This is a genomic window from Superficieibacter sp. HKU1 (assembly GCF_029319185.1).
Taxonomy (GTDB): domain Bacteria; phylum Pseudomonadota; class Gammaproteobacteria; order Enterobacterales; family Enterobacteriaceae; genus Superficieibacter.
Genome location: NZ_CP119754.1, coordinates 1,069,504 through 1,086,200, shown reverse-complemented (window position 1 = coordinate 1,086,200; position 16,697 = coordinate 1,069,504). Strand labels below are relative to the sequence as shown.

Sequence of the window (16,697 nt, the reverse complement as noted above, 5' to 3'; positions counted from 1 at the left end):
TTAAAGAGCAAATATCTCAAACATGACTCGTGAGTCAGTTTTGAGATACGTTTGGTTGTGCCTTTCACCCACAGCCAGCAAGTGGCGTCCCCTAGGGGATTCGAACCCCTGTTGCCGCCGTGAAAGGGCGGAGTCCTAACCGCTAGACGAAGGGGACACGGAGTGTCGCGACTTCGCAGCCGTCTTGCTCGTTACTTTTCATCAGACAATCTGTGTGAGCACTTCAAAGGCAGGTTCTTTAAGGTAAGGAGGTGATCCAACCGCAGGTTCCCCTACGGTTACCTTGTTACGACTTCACCCCAGTCATGAATCACAAAGTGGTAAGCGCCCTCCCGAAGGTTAAGCTACCTACTTCTTTTGCAACCCACTCCCATGGTGTGACGGGCGGTGTGTACAAGGCCCGGGAACGTATTCACCGTGGCATTCTGATCCACGATTACTAGCGATTCCGACTTCACGGAGTCGAGTTGCAGACTCCGATCCGGACTACGACATACTTTATGAGGTCCGCTTGCTCTCGCGAGGTCGCTTCTCTTTGTATATGCCATTGTAGCACGTGTGTAGCCCTGGTCGTAAGGGCCATGATGACTTGACGTCATCCCCACCTTCCTCCAGTTTATCACTGGCAGTCTCCTTTGAGTTCCCGGCCGGACCGCTGGCAACAAAGGATAAGGGTTGCGCTCGTTGCGGGACTTAACCCAACATTTCACAACACGAGCTGACGACAGCCATGCAGCACCTGTCTCACGGTTCCCGAAGGCACAAATCCATCTCTGGATTCTTCCGTGGATGTCAAGACCAGGTAAGGTTCTTCGCGTTGCATCGAATTAAACCACATGCTCCACCGCTTGTGCGGGCCCCCGTCAATTCATTTGAGTTTTAACCTTGCGGCCGTACTCCCCAGGCGGTCGACTTAACGCGTTAGCTCCGGAAGCCACGCCTCAAGGGCACAACCTCCAAGTCGACATCGTTTACGGCGTGGACTACCAGGGTATCTAATCCTGTTTGCTCCCCACGCTTTCGCACCTGAGCGTCAGTCTTTGTCCAGGGGGCCGCCTTCGCCACCGGTATTCCTCCAGATCTCTACGCATTTCACCGCTACACCTGGAATTCTACCCCCCTCTACAAGACTCCAGTCTGACAGTTTCGAATGCAGTTCCCGGGTTGAGCCCGGGGATTTCACATCCGACTTGTCAGACCGCCTGCGTGCGCTTTACGCCCAGTAATTCCGATTAACGCTTGCACCCTCCGTATTACCGCGGCTGCTGGCACGGAGTTAGCCGGTGCTTCTTCTGCGGGTAACGTCAATCAACGTGGTTATTAACCACATCGCCTTCCTCCCCGCTGAAAGTACTTTACAACCCGAAGGCCTTCTTCATACACGCGGCATGGCTGCATCAGGCTTGCGCCCATTGTGCAATATTCCCCACTGCTGCCTCCCGTAGGAGTCTGGACCGTGTCTCAGTTCCAGTGTGGCTGGTCATCCTCTCAGACCAGCTAGGGATCGTCGCCTTGGTGAGCCGTTACCCCACCAACCAGCTAATCCCATCTGGGCACATCCGATGGCAAGAGGCCCGAAGGTCCCCCTCTTTGGTCCGAAGACGTTATGCGGTATTAGCTACCGTTTCCAGTAGTTATCCCCCTCCATCAGGCAGTTTCCCAGACATTACTCACCCGTCCGCCACTCGTCAGCGAAGCAGCAAGCTGCTTCCTGTTACCGTTCGACTTGCATGTGTTAGGCCTGCCGCCAGCGTTCAATCTGAGCCATGATCAAACTCTTCAATTTAAGTTTGATGCTCAAAGAATTAAACTTCGTAATGAATTACGTGTTCACTCTGAGACTTGGTATTTCTTTTTGCCTTTCGGCATTTAAGAATCCGTATCTTCGAGTGCCCACACAGATTGTCTGATAAATTGTTAAAGAGCAGTTGCGACGCGGCTTACAGCTCACCGTCGCGAGGTGGCGTATATTACGCTTTCCTCTTTCAGAGTCAACCCTAAATTTCAGGATTTTTCTCTTCAACCGGCCCGGCTGTTTGTGTGAAGTGATTCACATCCGCCGTGTCGATGGAGGCGCATTATAGGGAGTTCGCGCCGTATGACAAGGGGAAAAATGCAATTTTATTTCAACCGGTCACCTTTTGAGCACAATGCTTGTTTTTAGCGCTTTTTAATGGCCCCAGGCAGGTCTGCCAGGCTGTTAATCACCCAATCAGCCGCGTTCTCTGCGTCTTCGGTTACCGGTTTACCGGTTCGCACCAGTACTTTTGTCCCGACGCCAGCTGCTGTTGCCGCCTGCATATCTTCCAGTTTGTCGCCCACCATATAAGAAGCGGCCATATCAATGTGCAGATAGTCTTTTGCTGAGAGCAGCATTCCCGGATGGGGCTTACGGCAATCACAGGTCTGACGGAATTCTTCCACGCTGCCCTGCGGATGATGAGGACAATAGTAGATGCCATCTAAATCGACACCCCGGTCTGCCAGCGACCAGTCCATCCATTCCGTCAGCGTTTCAAACTGCTCTTCGGTGAACTTACCGCGCGCAATGCCAGACTGGTTCGTTACCAGCACCAGCGCATAGCCCATCTCTTTTAATTCACGCATGGCGTCGATCACGCCATCAATAAATTCAAATGCATCAATTTCGTGTACATAACCGTGATCGACATTAAGCGTGCCGTCACGATCGAGAAATATAGCTGGTACTGATTTTGCCACCGCATTGCTCCTGAAAAAGGCATGTTGCGTTAGTATCGCATGTTTCAGCAGCCATTAAAGCGCTGAAAGCAGAAAGCCCGATTGATTTAGCCGTCTGGATGCCTTAACATCCATCAGATTGACGGTCATTCCCCGTCTATGGCAGAAGAAAATGCCACGGCCAACACCAGAGCGATAACAAATACTCTAATGATTAAACTTTCCAATATTACTAAGGTTTTCCAGCAAGGGAATCATACTATTCACGCGCTGAACGATGTCAGCCTGCATATCCCTGCCGGACAAATCTACGGCGTCATTGGCGCTTCCGGTGCGGGTAAAAGTACGCTTATCCGCTGCGTAAACTTACTTGAGCGCCCGACGCAGGGGAGCGTGCAGGTTGACGGCCAGGAACTGACTACGCTTTCTGCTTCCGCCCTCACAAAAGCGCGCCGCCAGATAGGCATGATTTTCCAGCATTTTAACCTGCTGGCCTCGCGTACCGTTTTTGGTAACGTTGCGCTGCCGCTCGAACTGGATGCTACGCCGCGTGAAGAAATCAATCGCCGGGTAAAAGAGCTGCTCGACCTGGTAGGTCTGAGTGATAAACATGACAGCTACCCTGCCAATCTTTCCGGCGGACAAAAACAGCGTGTGGCCATTGCCCGCGCCCTTGCCAGCAATCCGAAAGTTTTGCTGTGTGATGAAGCCACCAGCGCCCTCGATCCAGCCACCACGCGTTCTATTCTCGAACTACTGAAGGATATCAACCGTCGTTTAGGGCTGACTATTCTGCTAATCACCCATGAAATGGATGTGGTAAAGCGTATCTGCGATTGCGTGGCGGTGATTAGCAACGGTGAGCTTATCGAGCAGGATAAAGTCAGCGAAGTGTTTTCTCACCCGAAAACCCCGCTGGCGCAACAGTTTATTCAGTCCACGCTGCATCTGGATATTCCGGAAGATTATCTGCTGCGTTTGAAAGCCGAATCGACAGCGGATAGCGTGCCGATGCTGCGCATGGAATTTACCGGCCAGTCGGTCGACGCTCCGCTGCTGTCAGAAACCGCTCGTCGTTTTAACGTTAACAATAATATTATCAGCGCGCAGATGGATTATGCCGGTGGCGTTAAGTTCGGCATTATGCTGACCGAAATGCACGGCGCGCAACAAGATACACAAGCTGCCATTGCCTGGCTGCAGGAACACCACGTGAAAGTAGAGGTACTGGGTTATGTCTGAGCCAATGATGTGGTTGTTACTGCGTGGCGTATGGGAAACGCTGGCCATGACCTTTGTTTCCGGTTTTTTCGGCTTTGTCATCGGCCTGCCAGTAGGCGTACTTTTATATGTGACTCGTCCGGGGCAAATCATTGAGAATGCGAAGCTTTACCGCACGCTGTCGGCGCTGGTAAACATCTTCCGTTCCATTCCGTTCATTATTTTACTGGTATGGATGATTCCGTTTACCCGGGTGATTGTTGGCACCTCTATTGGTTTACAGGCCGCCATAGTGCCACTTACCGTCGGTGCAGCACCCTTTATTGCCCGTATGGTTGAGAATGCGCTGCTGGAGATCCCTGCCGGGCTGATTGAAGCCTCGCGTGCAATGGGAGCCACGCCAATGCAGATCGTACGCAAAGTGCTGCTGCCGGAAGCCTTGCCGGGCCTGGTGAACGCCGCAACAATCACGCTGATTACGCTGGTCGGCTACTCCGCAATGGGCGGTGCTGTTGGCGCAGGCGGCCTCGGGCAGATAGGCTACCAGTATGGTTATATCGGGTATAACGCCACGGTAATGAATACGGTTCTGGTATTACTCGTCGTTCTGGTTTATTTAATTCAGTTCGCAGGCGATCGTATCGTCCGTTCTGTCACTCACAAATAGCATCACACAACACTAATACGCTAAGTAAGGAAATAGTATGACGTTCAAATTTAAAACCTTTGCGGCAGTCGGAGCGTTGATCGGTTCTCTGGCCCTGGCGGGTTGCGGCCAGGACGAAAAAGATCCCAACCATATTAAAGTCGGCGTGATTGTCGGTGCGGAACAACAGGTTGCCGAAGTCGCGCAAAAAGTGGCGAAAGAAAAATACGGCCTGGACGTCGAACTGGTGACGTTTAATGACTACGTACTGCCGAACGAAGCGTTGAGCAAAGGCGATATCGATGCCAATGCTTTCCAGCATAAACCGTATCTGGATCAGCAAATCAAAGATCGCGGCTATAAGCTGGCTATCGCCGGAAACACCTTTGTTTATCCGATCGCGGGCTACTCCAAAAAAATCAAATCGATTGATGAATTACAGGATGGCTCACAGATTGCCGTGCCTAACGATCCCACCAACCTTGGACGCTCTCTGCTGCTGCTGCAAAAACAGGGTCTGATCAAATTGAAAGACGGCGTGGGCCTGCTGCCAACCGTTCTCGACGTTACGGAAAATCCGAAAAACCTGAAGCTGGTTGAACTGGAAGCGCCTCAGTTGCCGCGTTCACTGGACGATGCACAAATCGCGCTGGCGGTCATTAATACGACCTATGCCAGCCAGATCGGCCTGACCCCGGCGAAAGATGGTATCTTCGTTGAAGACAAGGATTCCCCGTATGTGAACCTGATCGTGGCGCGTGAAGATAATAAAGACGCGGAAAACGTGAAAAAGTTTGTTCAGGCTTATCAGTCGGATGAAGTTTATCAGGAAGCGAACAAAGTGTTTAACGGCGGCGCTGTTAAAGGCTGGTAATCTTTTCTCTCTGTAATATCATTCAGGACGGGCTTATGCCCGTCTTGTCATTTATGCGGGCACCTGATTCAATAGTTCACCACCCAGTTATTCATTGAGGAAATATTATGCGTGCTTTACCGATCTGTTTAGTCGCACTGATGCTCAGCGGCTGCTCCATATTAAGCAGATCTCCCGTCGAACCTGTTCAAAGCACCACTGTCCCGCCAAAAGCGGAACCCGCAAAACCAAAAACAACCTATGCCGCGCCGGTAAAAATTTATACGGATGCAGAAGCATTAGTCGGTAAACCTTTCCGCGATCTGGGTGAAGTCTCGGGCGATTCCTGCCAGGCGTCGAATCAGGATTCACCGCCGAATATCCCGACTGCCCGTAAACGTATGCAGATTAATGCCTCCAAAATGCATGCCAATGCCGTTCTGCTGCACAGCTGTGAAGTCACCAGCGGTACGCCGGGCTGCTATCGTCAGGCCGTCTGCGTCGGTTCCGCACTTAACGTTTCGGCAAAATGAGTGCATTTCAGTTTGAGCAGATAGGGGTTATTCACTCACCTTATAAAGAGAAGTTTGCCGTACCGCGTCAGCCAGGGCTGGTGAAAAGCGCAGGCGGCGAACTTCATCTGCTTGCACCTTATAACCAGGCTGAAGCCGTACGAGGCCTGGAGACATTCAGTCATTTGTGGATTGTCTTCGTCTTCCATCAGACCATGGAAGGCGGCTGGCGTCCCACGGTACGCCCTCCCCGCCTGGGCGGTAATGCCAGAATGGGCGTTTTTGCCACACGCTCCACCTTTCGTCCTAATCCTGTCGGTATGTCGCTGGTTGAGCTAAAAGACATACGCTGCCATAAAGAACAGGTGATCCTGCGATTGGGCGGGCTGGATCTGGTAGATGGCACACCGGTTATTGATATTAAACCCTACCTGCCCTTCGCTGAATCATTGCCCGAGGCCAGTGCGGGTTACGCCCAACAGCCGCCGATGGCGGATATGCCAGTGACCTTTACTTCTGACGTTGAGCGGCAGCTTCTCGCCCTGCAAAAATGTTACCCGAATTTCAAAACCTTTATTTCCGAAGTGCTGGCGCAGGATCCGCGCCCGGCCTACCGCAAAGAGGAAGAAGCGGGTAAAACCTACGCCGTATGGCTGGAGGACTTCAACGTCCGCTGGCGCGTCAGCGAGGCCGGATTTGAAGTGTTTGCTCTGGAAGCACGCTAATTTTATCGCTCTCTCTTTTGGCATCCCCGCCACACTGGTAAACTAAACCACTTTTTTTGCGTCAGGCTCGCACTGAGCCTGTTCCGATCGTCCAAATGGAACCGTAACAACATGCGTACTAGCCAATATCTGCTCTCCACTCTGAAGGAGACACCTGCCGACGCCGAGGTCATCAGCCACCAGCTGATGCTGCGCGCCGGGATGATCCGTAAGCTGGCCTCCGGGTTATACACCTGGCTGCCGACCGGCCTGCGCGTTCTGAAAAAAGTCGAAAACATCGTGCGTGAAGAGATGAACAACGCCGGTGCCATCGAGGTGTCAATGCCAGTGGTTCAACCGGCTGATTTGTGGGTTGAGAGCGGTCGTTGGGAGCAGTACGGCCCGGAACTGCTGCGTTTCGTTGACCGTGGGGAGCGTCCATTCGTTCTCGGTCCGACACACGAAGAAGTGATCACCGACCTGATCCGTAATGAGCTGAATTCGTATAAACAACTGCCGCTGAACTTCTTCCAGATCCAGACCAAATTCCGTGATGAAGTGCGTCCGCGCTTTGGCGTCATGCGTTCCCGCGAATTCCTGATGAAAGACGCCTACTCTTTCCATACCTCGCAGGAATCACTGCAGGAAACTTATGATGTCATGTACGCCGCCTACAGCAAAATCTTCAGCCGTATGGGTCTGGATTTCCGTGCGGTTCAGGCGGATACCGGCTCTATTGGCGGTAGCGCCTCGCATGAATTCCAGGTTCTGGCGCAGAGCGGCGAAGACGATGTGATCTTCTCCGATACCTCTGACTATGCCGCTAACATTGAGTTTGCTGAAGCAGTGGCTCCCACAGCACCGCGCGCCGCCGCCACTCAGGAAATGACCGTGGTGGATACGCCGAATGCCAAAACCATCGCTGAGCTGGTTGAGCAGTTCACTCTGCCGATTGAAAAAACGGTTAAAACGCTGCTGGTGAAAACCGTTGAAGGCAGCCAGTCTCCGCTGATCGCCCTGCTGGTTCGCGGCGATCATGAGCTGAATGAAGTTAAAGCAGAAAAACTGCCGCAGGTGGCCAGCCCGCTGACCTTCGCGACCGAAGACGAGATCCGCGCGCTGGTGAATGCCGGTCCGGGTTCCCTCGGCCCGGTTAACCTGCCAATTCCGGTGGTGATTGACCGTACCGTTGCCGCCATGAGCGACTTCGCTGCGGGCGCGAACATCGACGGCAAACACTATTTCGGTGTCAACTGGGATCGCGATGTGGCGACGCCAGAAGTGGCTGATATCCGTAACGTGGTCGCAGGCGATCCGAGCCCGGATGGACAAGGCACGCTGCTCATTAAACGTGGTATCGAAGTCGGCCATATCTTCCAGCTCGGCACCAAATATTCTGAAGCGCTGAAAGCCTCAGTACAGGGTGAAGATGGTCGTAACCAGATCCTGACCATGGGCTGCTACGGCATTGGAGTAACACGCGTGGTGGCGGCAGCCATCGAGCAGAACTTTGACGATCGCGGTATCGTGTGGCCTGATGCTATCGCACCGTTCCAGGTTGCCATTCTGCCGATGAACATGCACAAGTCTTTCCGCGTTCAGGAACTGGCAGAGAAGCTGTATGCCGAATTGCGCGCCCAGGGCATTGAGGTGCTGATGGACGATCGTAAAGAGCGTCCGGGCGTGATGTTTGCCGACATGGAGCTGATTGGTATTCCGCACACTATCGTGCTGGGCGACCGTAACCTCGACAATGACGATATTGAATATAAATATCGCCGTAACGGTGAGAAACAGCTGATCAAGACTGGCGACATCGTTAGCTATCTGGTCAAACAGATCAAAGGCTAACTGCCGACGTTGACGTGATATAGCCCCGCGCCAGCCAGCGCGGGGCTTTTTTTATTCCGCACATCCTTTATCGGGCACAAAAGTCATCTTGCTGTCAGGCGTTAACACTTTGACCTGCTCCCGGGTACCGGACTCAGTCCTGAGCGAAAAGTGGCCTTCCATCAGCACCAGCACTGGCTTATCTTCCCCGCGTGCTCCCGCATTTTGTACGGTGTTGTCCATTACCACCGATTTCTCTGTCACACAGTCGGTAAAGGTCGCCATCCCCGCGACGGCGCGATACATACCGCGCATTGCCATCGGCGTGTCCGGCAAACTGGCGGTCACCGGTTCAAGCGTGTGATTAAACGGTGACGTAATGGGATTACCAGCACGATCGAGCATCTCCAGCGCCTCGCCCTTCGCATGGTAGTAATATTTTTCGCCTTGCGTATCCGTCAGCACCAGCTTGTCAGCGGTTCGTGCCCACGTACCGTAGGTGGCAAAAGCGGCATTTTTTTCTCCGCTGCCGAGATAATGCGAGTTCATCACCCAGCTTCCGTCTTTCTCCAGAAAGAGTGATGTCTCAATCCCTGCGCAATCGGCGCAGGGCAGTACGCCACGCCAGCTTTGCTGCATCGGTTTCAGTTCTGCCAGGTCGGGTTGAACCGTCTCTACCCCGGCGCGGTGATTACAGCCGATAAGCGCAACCAGCGCCCACGCCGCTACAGCGGATAATATGACTTTTTTCACCTCAGATTCCTTATGATGTTATCTTCCCCGACTCACTCCGCTGAGCGTTTCACCTTTCCACGTAGCGATTTCACCGAAGATTTTTGCGCTTTTGACGCCAGCCTGCGTTCTTTCGAGGCGCGCGTCGGGCGTGTCGGGCGACGGCTTTTTTGCACCACCGTCAGCTCCTGAATTACCGACACCAGCCGGGCAATCGCGGCTTCCCGGTTCATCTCCTGCGTCCGGTGCTCCTGTGATTTAATGATGATCGTCCCGTCATCAGTGATCAAATGGTGGCTGGCGGCAAGAAGACGTTCTTTATAGTAATCTGGCAGCGTTGATGCCCGGATGTCAAAACGTAAATGGATCGCCGTTGAGGTTTTATTCACATTTTGTCCGCCAGCTCCTTGCGCACGAATGGCGGTAATGGTGAATTCATCCTCACCGATTGCCACGCTACCGGATAGGGCGATCATGCGGGCTGCTGCCAGGCGGTGAGCTGGATTTCCAGATTATTGTCGTTATCCGACAACCAGATCGTTCCTTCCTGAATCGTCGCCTGTAAGGTCATGGTGCGGGTTGCGAAAGCACTCAATTGCGCCAGCTGCGCATCATCCAGATACCAGATACTCAGATTTTTAAACTGCGACAGTTTACGTTGGTTCTGTTGCCACCAGATGTCGGCCGCGCGGCTGTTGTAAGTAAATAGCGCTACCCCGGCAGACTGGGAGCAGGCTTTTTTTACCCGGCGCTCGTCCGGCAGACCCAGATCAATCCACAAATCAATGCCCATATGATCGTTGCGCAGCCAGAGTTCCGGCTCATCTTCTGCGCTCAGCCCACGGGTAAACTGAAGACGTTCATTAGCGTATTTAATCCATGCCAGCAGACGCAGCATCATCCGCTCCTGCGTTTCTGAGGGATGACGCGCCAGAGTGAGCGTCGCATCAAGATAGTGATGACGATCCATATCGGCTACGTTAACAACCGCTTTATAAATTGTCGCTTTTAGCGCCATGAAACTGCTCCTTCAAAAAGTAGCCTCTATTGTAGCGAAAACAGGAGCAAAAGGCTGTTCTGTGTTAGCCAGATACGTTTTCATCCCGCTGATATTGCTTACTTGATTATGGTATAGTCGCCTTGCTAAACAGGGTTTATCTTCGTAGGCTTAAACTTGCATCCACGATGTAGTCAGAGCATTGACAGGAGGGAATGTGGAACAATATTGTGAGTTAATACGCAAGCGGTATGCGGAAATCGCCAGCGGAGATTTGGGGTATGTCCCGGATGCGCTGGGTTGCGTACTTAAAGTGCTCAATGAAATGGCTGCGGATGATGCCCTTTCAGAGTCGGTCAGAGAAAAGGCGGCGTATGCTGCCGCGAACTTACTGGTGAGCGATTATGTCAATGAATGAAACGTATCAACCCATCAATTGCGATGACTATGACAATCTCGAGCTCGCCTGCCAGCATCACCTTTTACTGACGCTGGAACTGAAAGACGGTGAAGTACTGAAGGCGAAAGCCGCTGATTTAGTCTCGCGCAAAAACGTAGAGTATCTGGTTGTTGAGGCGTCCGGCACCAGCCGTGAGCTGCGCCTGGACAAAATTACCAGCTTTAGTCATCCGGATATTGGCACCGTGGTGGTGAGCGAATCCTGATGCGTCCTCTTGTCGGGTAAGCGTTGCATTACCCGACATTTCCCCGCTCCTGCACCAGCGTCATGCCAGTACCTACCTCCACCTGCCCTTCCCGTGTGATAAAGTAACCTGCCGCGGCCACCAGCGTTTCGCCGTAAAACAGCAGCGGCGTAGTATCACGATGCCAGGGCGCGACGCCCAGTTCCTGCCAAATTTTTTTGAGCTTGCGTCCGCCGTTGCGCCCGACAATATGCAACGTTCCCGCTGCTTTAAAACGGATCGAAACCGGCTCATCGGCCAGCGGCAAACGTAAGTCGCCGCCCGGCACCAGCGATAGCTGGCCCAGTCCATCGGGTAGCGGTAACGGCTGGCAGATATCAGGCCAGAGAAAAATATTACCCGTCTGTGCCGGACGCGGTGTGACCCACCATAACTTGCGCTGATAGCGGCGAAGTTCAAATAACCCCATTCGCAGGCAGGGCGAGGCATCTTCACGCGCCAGGACCATCTCCTGCCAGATGCGCGCCAGCATCTCGCGTGACGGCATCGGCGCACCGTGGCCAGCCAGCCAGCGGCGCAGTATCGCGGCGCGAAATACCGGGCTTTTGGCCTGTAACGGCGACAGATCCAGCGCGCCGTACTCATCCACAAGTGAACATAATTCATCGCCAAGCAATTCATCCAGCAACTGCTCCTGCTCGGCGCACAGTTCCGCGCTACGCGCGGTAGCCTGAGCAAAATGCGGCCAGCGCGCGTTCAACTGCGGCAGTACCTGTAAACGCAGAAAGTTGCGGTCGTAGGCATCATCCTGATTGCTCTCATCTTCTATCCAGCGCAGCTGATGGCGCTCAGCCCACTGATACAGCGCATGTCGGCTTTCACCCAGCAGAGGGCGAATCAAAACGGTATCAGCAAATGACGAGACGCGCGCCATCGCGGATAGCCCCGCCGGGCCGCTGCCGCGTTTGAGCGCCAGTAAAAACGTTTCACACTGATCGTCAAGATGCTGCGCCGTTACCAGCACCTCCCCCGGCAGCAGGGCTTCGCGAAAAGCCTGATACCGTGCCTGCCGCGCGTGCGCCTCGGTCCCCAGCCCTTCATTAACCAGCGTTACCCGCTTCACACTCAGTGGCACCTGCCACTGCTGGCAAACATCCTCGCAGTGCGTTACCCAGCCATCGGCAAACGGGCTGATGCCGTGATGGATATGAATAGCGCGCAGGGCGACATCCGGCGACTGTCTGCGCCAGCACACCATTTGATGCAGCAGAACCGTGGAGTCGAGTCCGCCGCTGAAGGCAATCAGAAACTGGCGGTGAGGATGGAGAGAATGGGCGATGGCTGGCAGCGTCATGATCGAACTGGCTAAAGGAACATTGCCCGGAACGTTACCGGGCAACGGACGGATTGGCAAGCGTTACTGCTGGTAAAGCTCCAGCGGCAGGCCATCGGGATCGTTAAAGAAGGTGAAGCGCTTATCGGTAAACGGATCGATACGTACCGGCTCGCAGGCCACGCCGTGATCCTCCAGATGCGCCACGGCCTGGTCAATGTCATCCACGCTGAACGCCAGATGCCGCAAACCGCAGGCTTCCGGACGACTGGGACGCGAGGGCGGAAAAGGAAATGAAAAAAGCTCGATAACATACTGACCATTAAGCGCCAGATCGCCCTTCCAGGAATCGCGCTCGGCGCGATAAAACTCGCCCTGCAGCGTAAACCCCAGAATGTCGCAATAAAACGCCTTACTTGTGGCGTAATCCGTGGCAATAATCGCAATATGATGAACCTGTTTTAAACCCAGCATAATCTTCTCCTTAACGTATGCCAGCACGTTACTGCCCTGCCAGAGGCTCTGCAAGTGCTCACGCGCTTTTTAAGACTCTCACCCGATAAACGCCCTCTTCATCACGCTTCGCACCGTGGATATCGGTTTCAAAACCAGGATAGTGACGACCTACAGAACACAGCATCAGCAGGAAATCGAGCACCGCCCGGCTTTCTTCGGTGATCATCTCACCCGGCATCAACAGCGGCACACCCGGCGGGTACGGCAGGATCATATTCGCCGAGATACGCCCCACCAGCTTCTCCAGCTCAATCGTTTCCACATCCCCTTTGATCTGGCGCTGCCATGCCTGATGCGGCGTCATTTTCATTTCCGGTAATACGTCAAACGCTCGCAGCATCAGGCGGGAAAGATCGTGCTGGCGGATGAGCTTGTGGATCCCCTGCGCCAGATCCTGAATGCGCATATTGCGGTAGAAATCAGGATCTTCGGCATAGAGATCCGGCAGCATGTTTTTTACCCGCAGATTGAGATCGTAGGCGCGCTTAAACTCGGTCAGGCCGCGTAATAATCCCATCGCACGGGTTTTATCGATACCGATGCTGAACAGAAAGAGCAGGTTATAGGGCCCGGTTTTCTCCACCACTACGCCGCGCTCGTCGAGGAATTTCGCCACCAGCGCAGCGGGGATCCCCTCCTCGCTCATGATCCCCTGTTCATCCATGCCGGGCGTTAAGATCGTCACTTTGACCGGATCGAGAAACATATGATCGGCGTCGGCGTCGTTAAACCCGTGCCACGTTTCGCCGGGTGCCACCGGCCAGCATTCCGCTTCATCGACCTCTTCCGGCTGCCAGATATCGAAGAACCAGCCCTCCGATTCCTCTCTCAGCCGCTGAACCTCCTTACGAAAATGCAGCGCCCGTTCGACGGAGCGGTTAATGAGCCGTTTACCCGGATTGCCGCGCAGCATCGCCGCCGCCGTTTCAATCGAGGCGACGATCGGGTAGCTTGGCGAGGTTGAGGTATGCATCATAAAGGCTTCATTAAAGGTGTCCTCATCGTAATCACCTTTAATATGGATAAGCGAGGCCTGAGAAAGTGCGGCGAGCATTTTGTGCGTCGACTGAGTTTCAAAAATCACTTTCCCCGGTACGCGATCGCCGCTCATCCCGCTTTTTCCCTGATAAATCGGGTGGAAGTGAGTATAGGGAACCCAGGCCGAATCAAAATGAATTGATGGCACATCCAGCGTCTGCTTGATCCAGTTAGTGTTATACAGCAGGCCGTCATAGGTCGAGTTGGTGATCACCGCGTGCACCGGCCACTGCGCCTGCGGCGCGGCGGCGACCTTTTCGCTCAGGCTTTCGCGGGTAAACTCACTCCGTGGAATACCGCCGAGGATCCCCAGCGCGTTACGCGTCGGCTTGAGCCACAGCGGCACGACGTCGCTCATCATCAGCAAATGCGCCAGCGACTTGTGGCAGTTACGGTCAATCAACAGCGTACTGCCGGTCGGCGCAGCGTACATCCCGACAATCTTATTCGAGGTCGATGTGCCGTTGGTGACCATATAGCTTTGCTCCGCGCCAAAAGTGCGGGCGATATATTCTTCAGCTTCGAGATGCGGACCGGTATGATCGAGCAGCGAGCCAAGTTCGGTTACCGAAATCGACACGTCCGCTTTCAGCGTATTGCCACCAAAAAAATCATAAAACAGACAGCCGACCGGGCTTTTCTGATAAGCCGTTCCTGCCATATGTCCAGGCGTACAGAACGTGTACTTTCCCTCTTTGACATAGTTGAACAGCGCTTTGGTAAACGGCGGCGTGATGTTGTCCAGATATTCACCGGTATATTGATGAATACGGCCCGCGATATCCTCAGCAACGCCCAGCGAATATTCGAAAAACCACAGCGCCATTCGCATGTCATGCACGCTGACGTCCAGCGTCGAATGCGTATTGATAAAGGCATACAGCGGAAGGTATTCGTTGAGCTGGTTAATCTCGCTGCATAAATCAACGGAATATTCATCCCAGTCGAAAATGACGCCGCAAATACGCGGGTTGTGCTCAATAAATTTCAGCAGATCGGAACTGTTTTGCGGCCAGATGATTTTGAAGCCCTGCGCCAGAAGCGCACTTTCAAGCTCTTTGATTGGCTCGTCTTTATAATAGACCCCGTGCGGCCCCATGATAGCTATGATATTCACGCGTTACTCCTGAAAAAACCATAGCTAAGCATAGTAACAATCACGCCAGCGCGTTGCACTGGCGTGATTTATTTCATTACAGCGCTTTCCACGCATCCTGCCAGGCAATACCTGCACCAGGCTCGTAGTAGGAAGGCGCCACATTACACCAGGCTCCTGCCGGCATCGGCTTACATTGATACAGCACGCCGTGGTTATTGACGATATCGTCAGATTTCCATTTCGTTTTCGCGCTCCATGCCGGATAAACGGTGGAATCGTCCTGGCCTGCTTTCGCTTTAACGTTCAGCGTATAGCTGGTCATGCTGCTCAGAGAACCATCGCTCACTTTCAGACTGATGACATACTGCGCGTCTTTGTCTTTCGCCGGCGCGTTAAACGTGATGACGGCTTTGTCTGCCCCACTGAGCGTCTGACCATCCTGCGACATCCAGGTATAGGTGAGTTTGTCACCGTTGGCATCCGTCGATCCCGCAGCGCTCAGGGAGACCTTACTTCCCGCCTCTACCGCACCAACTGGACCAGCAATGTGTGCGACCGGCGCAACGTTAGCGGCAGGCGCTGGTGTCGGCGTCGGAGCCGGTTCCGGTGTGGGTTCAGGCTTCGCGTTGCCGCTGTCATCGACAATGTTAACGTTGAAATAGTGTTGTACGCATTTTGCATAGTCGCCTTCTTTGAAAGCGGTATACGGCGTCTGATAGCCAACCAGCTGGCAGGAATAGGTTTTACCATCGGCGGTATCTGCGCTCCATCCCCAGTCCTGCTCCCAGTAAATTGGCAACGCGCCTGCGCCATATTCATCGAACTGCTTCATGTTCTTACAGCCAAGCACTTCGTCTGCGGGTACCGGGACTTTCAGGTAGTTAGCAAACTCTTTGTAGTAAGTAATACGGTTAAGAGACTGGGCGTTTTCATCCGCACCACCGCATTCTACGCCACCGTTAATGATCTGGATCGTTACGCCAAAACCCGACACCAGGCCGTTAGCTTTATCATGATCGTTTGGCTGCCAGGTACCATCAATAACGTGCAGCATGGAGGGTTTCGGCGGCTGCGGGTAAACAAAGAAGAAGACCGCGCTCGCCAGGTTCATCCAGGTATCCGCGACGAGTTCAGGTTTATCCAGTAACGGACGAACGTCGCCATACATGGCATCAGAGAACGGACCGTAGTTGTAGTTATAGGAAAGCTGTTTTGCCCCACGACCAAAGTAGCTGACGAAATCGCCGTCTTTATCTTTACCGCACGGCCAGGTCTGTCCCTGCCATACGTCCGGGTTACATTCACCGTTATAGCCGTTCTTCTGACCTTCTACCCAGCCCACTTCACGCAGGTAGACCAGCGCCTGACGCCATTCAGGAATATCACGCCAGTTTTCATGACCGCCGGTTTCCTGAGCAAAGTGCGCAAACATGGTTGCCAGCGTTTTACGGCAAATCGCATCGCTGTCACGACCGTCTGTATAGGTTCCGCAGACAGCAGGGAACTTACCAATCGCTTTCAGGAAATTAAGATAGGTATATTCTGGTGCGCGCATCGGGAACAGGAAATCCCAGTCTTTCTCCGTCAGGATACTTTCAACGCGTTTAACGTTAGCCGGGTTTGCCGCCCGTCCCACCGCAATTTTTTCAACTTCGGCGTTATCGAGGGTTTGAATGGAAGATTTGACCGCCGACATTAGCGGAAAGTCGGAAAGTGCTTTTTCTTTCGCCGCTAATTCGCTTGTCTTAATTGTCACTGGCGCGCTGTCGCCAAGTAATGCCGCGTGAGCGGATGATAAACCGAGCAGGATCCCTGCCGCTATGGCGCTTAAGGCCATTTTGTTTTGCAATGCCATATTCTTCTCCTTGATGG

General features: G+C 53.5%; 16 protein-coding genes, 1 tRNA gene and 1 rRNA gene. 8 read left to right on the top strand and 10 right to left on the bottom strand.

Annotation, left to right across the window (positions count from 1 at the left end; translation table 11 throughout):
* Positions 1 to 82: 82 nt before the first annotated feature.
* From P0H77_RS05215 to gmhB, 3 genes are all read right to left on the bottom strand, one after another.
* Positions 83 to 157, bottom strand: a tRNA-Glu gene (locus P0H77_RS05215).
* An 87-nt stretch (positions 158 to 244) separates the two neighbouring features.
* A 16S ribosomal RNA gene (locus tag P0H77_RS05210) occupies positions 245 to 1,786 on the bottom strand.
* A 374-nt stretch (positions 1,787 to 2,160) separates the two neighbouring features.
* Positions 2,161 to 2,721: a D-glycero-beta-D-manno-heptose 1,7-bisphosphate 7-phosphatase gene (gmhB, locus tag P0H77_RS05205; protein WP_276163876.1), complete on the bottom strand. Its 561-nt coding sequence runs from the start codon at positions 2,719 to 2,721 to the stop codon at positions 2,161 to 2,163.
* Positions 2,722 to 2,910: 189 nt separating this feature from the next.
* On the opposite strand from gmhB, the gene metN reads away from it, so the two are divergent.
* The 6 genes from metN to proS all read left to right on the top strand — a co-directional run bounded on the left by metN (position 2,911) and on the right by proS (position 8,487).
* The gene (gene metN / locus P0H77_RS05200) at positions 2,911 to 3,942 is read left to right on the top strand and encodes a methionine ABC transporter ATP-binding protein MetN (RefSeq protein WP_276163875.1); all 1,032 of its coding nucleotides are present in this window, start codon (positions 2,911 to 2,913) and stop codon (positions 3,940 to 3,942) included.
* Positions 3,935 to 4,588 (top strand): methionine ABC transporter permease MetI, encoded by a 654-nt coding sequence (locus P0H77_RS05195; RefSeq protein ID WP_176919733.1) that lies wholly within the window; start codon positions 3,935 to 3,937, stop codon positions 4,586 to 4,588. Before metN ends, P0H77_RS05195 begins: the two co-directional genes overlap by 8 nt.
* Before the next feature lie 37 nt (positions 4,589 to 4,625).
* Positions 4,626 to 5,441 carry a methionine ABC transporter substrate-binding lipoprotein MetQ gene (gene metQ / locus P0H77_RS05190; RefSeq protein ID WP_276163874.1) on the top strand — a complete coding sequence of 272 codons (816 nt, stop codon included), beginning with the start codon at positions 4,626 to 4,628 and terminating at the stop codon, positions 5,439 to 5,441.
* A 107-nt stretch (positions 5,442 to 5,548) separates the two neighbouring features.
* A complete protein-coding gene (rcsF, locus tag P0H77_RS05185) occupies positions 5,549 to 5,953 on the top strand; it encodes an Rcs stress response system protein RcsF (RefSeq protein WP_276163873.1) in 405 nt (134 codons plus the stop codon).
* Positions 5,950 to 6,657: a tRNA (N6-threonylcarbamoyladenosine(37)-N6)-methyltransferase TrmO gene (tsaA, locus tag P0H77_RS05180; protein ID WP_276163872.1), complete on the top strand. Its 708-nt coding sequence runs from the start codon at positions 5,950 to 5,952 to the stop codon at positions 6,655 to 6,657. The genes rcsF and tsaA overlap by 4 nt, the downstream gene beginning before the upstream one ends.
* A 111-nt stretch (positions 6,658 to 6,768) precedes the next feature.
* The gene (gene proS, locus P0H77_RS05175) at positions 6,769 to 8,487 is read left to right on the top strand and encodes a proline--tRNA ligase (RefSeq protein ID WP_276163871.1); all 1,719 of its coding nucleotides are present in this window, start codon (positions 6,769 to 6,771) and stop codon (positions 8,485 to 8,487) included.
* Between the two features lie 51 nt (positions 8,488 to 8,538).
* Here the strand turns inward: proS and nlpE are convergent, their stop codons facing one another.
* The 3 genes from nlpE to P0H77_RS05160 are packed head-to-tail and all read right to left on the bottom strand — an operon-like array spanning position 8,539 to position 10,216.
* Complete coding sequence (gene nlpE / locus P0H77_RS05170) at positions 8,539 to 9,219, bottom strand: envelope stress response activation lipoprotein NlpE (RefSeq protein ID WP_276163870.1); 681 nt, start codon at positions 9,217 to 9,219, stop codon at positions 8,539 to 8,541.
* Positions 9,220 to 9,251: 32 nt separating this feature from the next.
* A complete protein-coding gene (gene arfB / locus P0H77_RS05165) occupies positions 9,252 to 9,674 on the bottom strand; it encodes an alternative ribosome rescue aminoacyl-tRNA hydrolase ArfB (RefSeq protein WP_276163869.1) in 423 nt (140 codons plus the stop codon).
* Positions 9,671 to 10,216 (bottom strand): YaeQ family protein, encoded by a 546-nt coding sequence (locus P0H77_RS05160; protein ID WP_276163868.1) that lies wholly within the window; start codon positions 10,214 to 10,216, stop codon positions 9,671 to 9,673. The genes arfB and P0H77_RS05160 overlap by 4 nt, the downstream gene beginning before the upstream one ends.
* Before the next feature lie 196 nt (positions 10,217 to 10,412).
* Here P0H77_RS05160 and P0H77_RS05155 point away from each other — a divergent pair, with 196 nt between their 5' ends.
* On the top strand, positions 10,413 to 10,613 hold the full coding sequence (locus P0H77_RS05155) for a YaeP family protein (RefSeq protein WP_103678264.1): 201 nt from the start codon (positions 10,413 to 10,415) through the stop codon (positions 10,611 to 10,613).
* Positions 10,600 to 10,860 carry a Rho-binding antiterminator gene (gene rof / locus P0H77_RS05150; protein ID WP_133159286.1) on the top strand — a complete coding sequence of 87 codons (261 nt, stop codon included), beginning with the start codon at positions 10,600 to 10,602 and terminating at the stop codon, positions 10,858 to 10,860. The genes P0H77_RS05155 and rof overlap by 14 nt, the downstream gene beginning before the upstream one ends.
* Positions 10,861 to 10,888: 28 nt before the next feature.
* Here rof and tilS read toward each other — a convergent pair whose 3' ends face one another.
* From tilS to P0H77_RS05130, 4 genes are all read right to left on the bottom strand, one after another.
* Positions 10,889 to 12,193 (bottom strand): tRNA lysidine(34) synthetase TilS, encoded by a 1,305-nt coding sequence (gene tilS, locus P0H77_RS05145; RefSeq protein ID WP_276165050.1) that lies wholly within the window; start codon positions 12,191 to 12,193, stop codon positions 10,889 to 10,891.
* A 63-nt stretch (positions 12,194 to 12,256) separates the two neighbouring features.
* Positions 12,257 to 12,646: a VOC family protein gene (locus tag P0H77_RS05140; RefSeq protein ID WP_276163867.1), complete on the bottom strand. Its 390-nt coding sequence runs from the start codon at positions 12,644 to 12,646 to the stop codon at positions 12,257 to 12,259.
* A gap of 58 nt (positions 12,647 to 12,704) precedes the next feature.
* The gene (gene ldcC, locus P0H77_RS05135; protein ID WP_276163866.1) at positions 12,705 to 14,843 is read right to left on the bottom strand and encodes a lysine decarboxylase LdcC; all 2,139 of its coding nucleotides are present in this window, start codon (positions 14,841 to 14,843) and stop codon (positions 12,705 to 12,707) included.
* 76 nt (positions 14,844 to 14,919) lie between these two features.
* Complete coding sequence (locus P0H77_RS05130) at positions 14,920 to 16,680, bottom strand: glycoside hydrolase family 19 protein (RefSeq protein WP_276163865.1); 1,761 nt, start codon at positions 16,678 to 16,680, stop codon at positions 14,920 to 14,922.
* Positions 16,681 to 16,697: the final 17 nt, after the last annotated feature.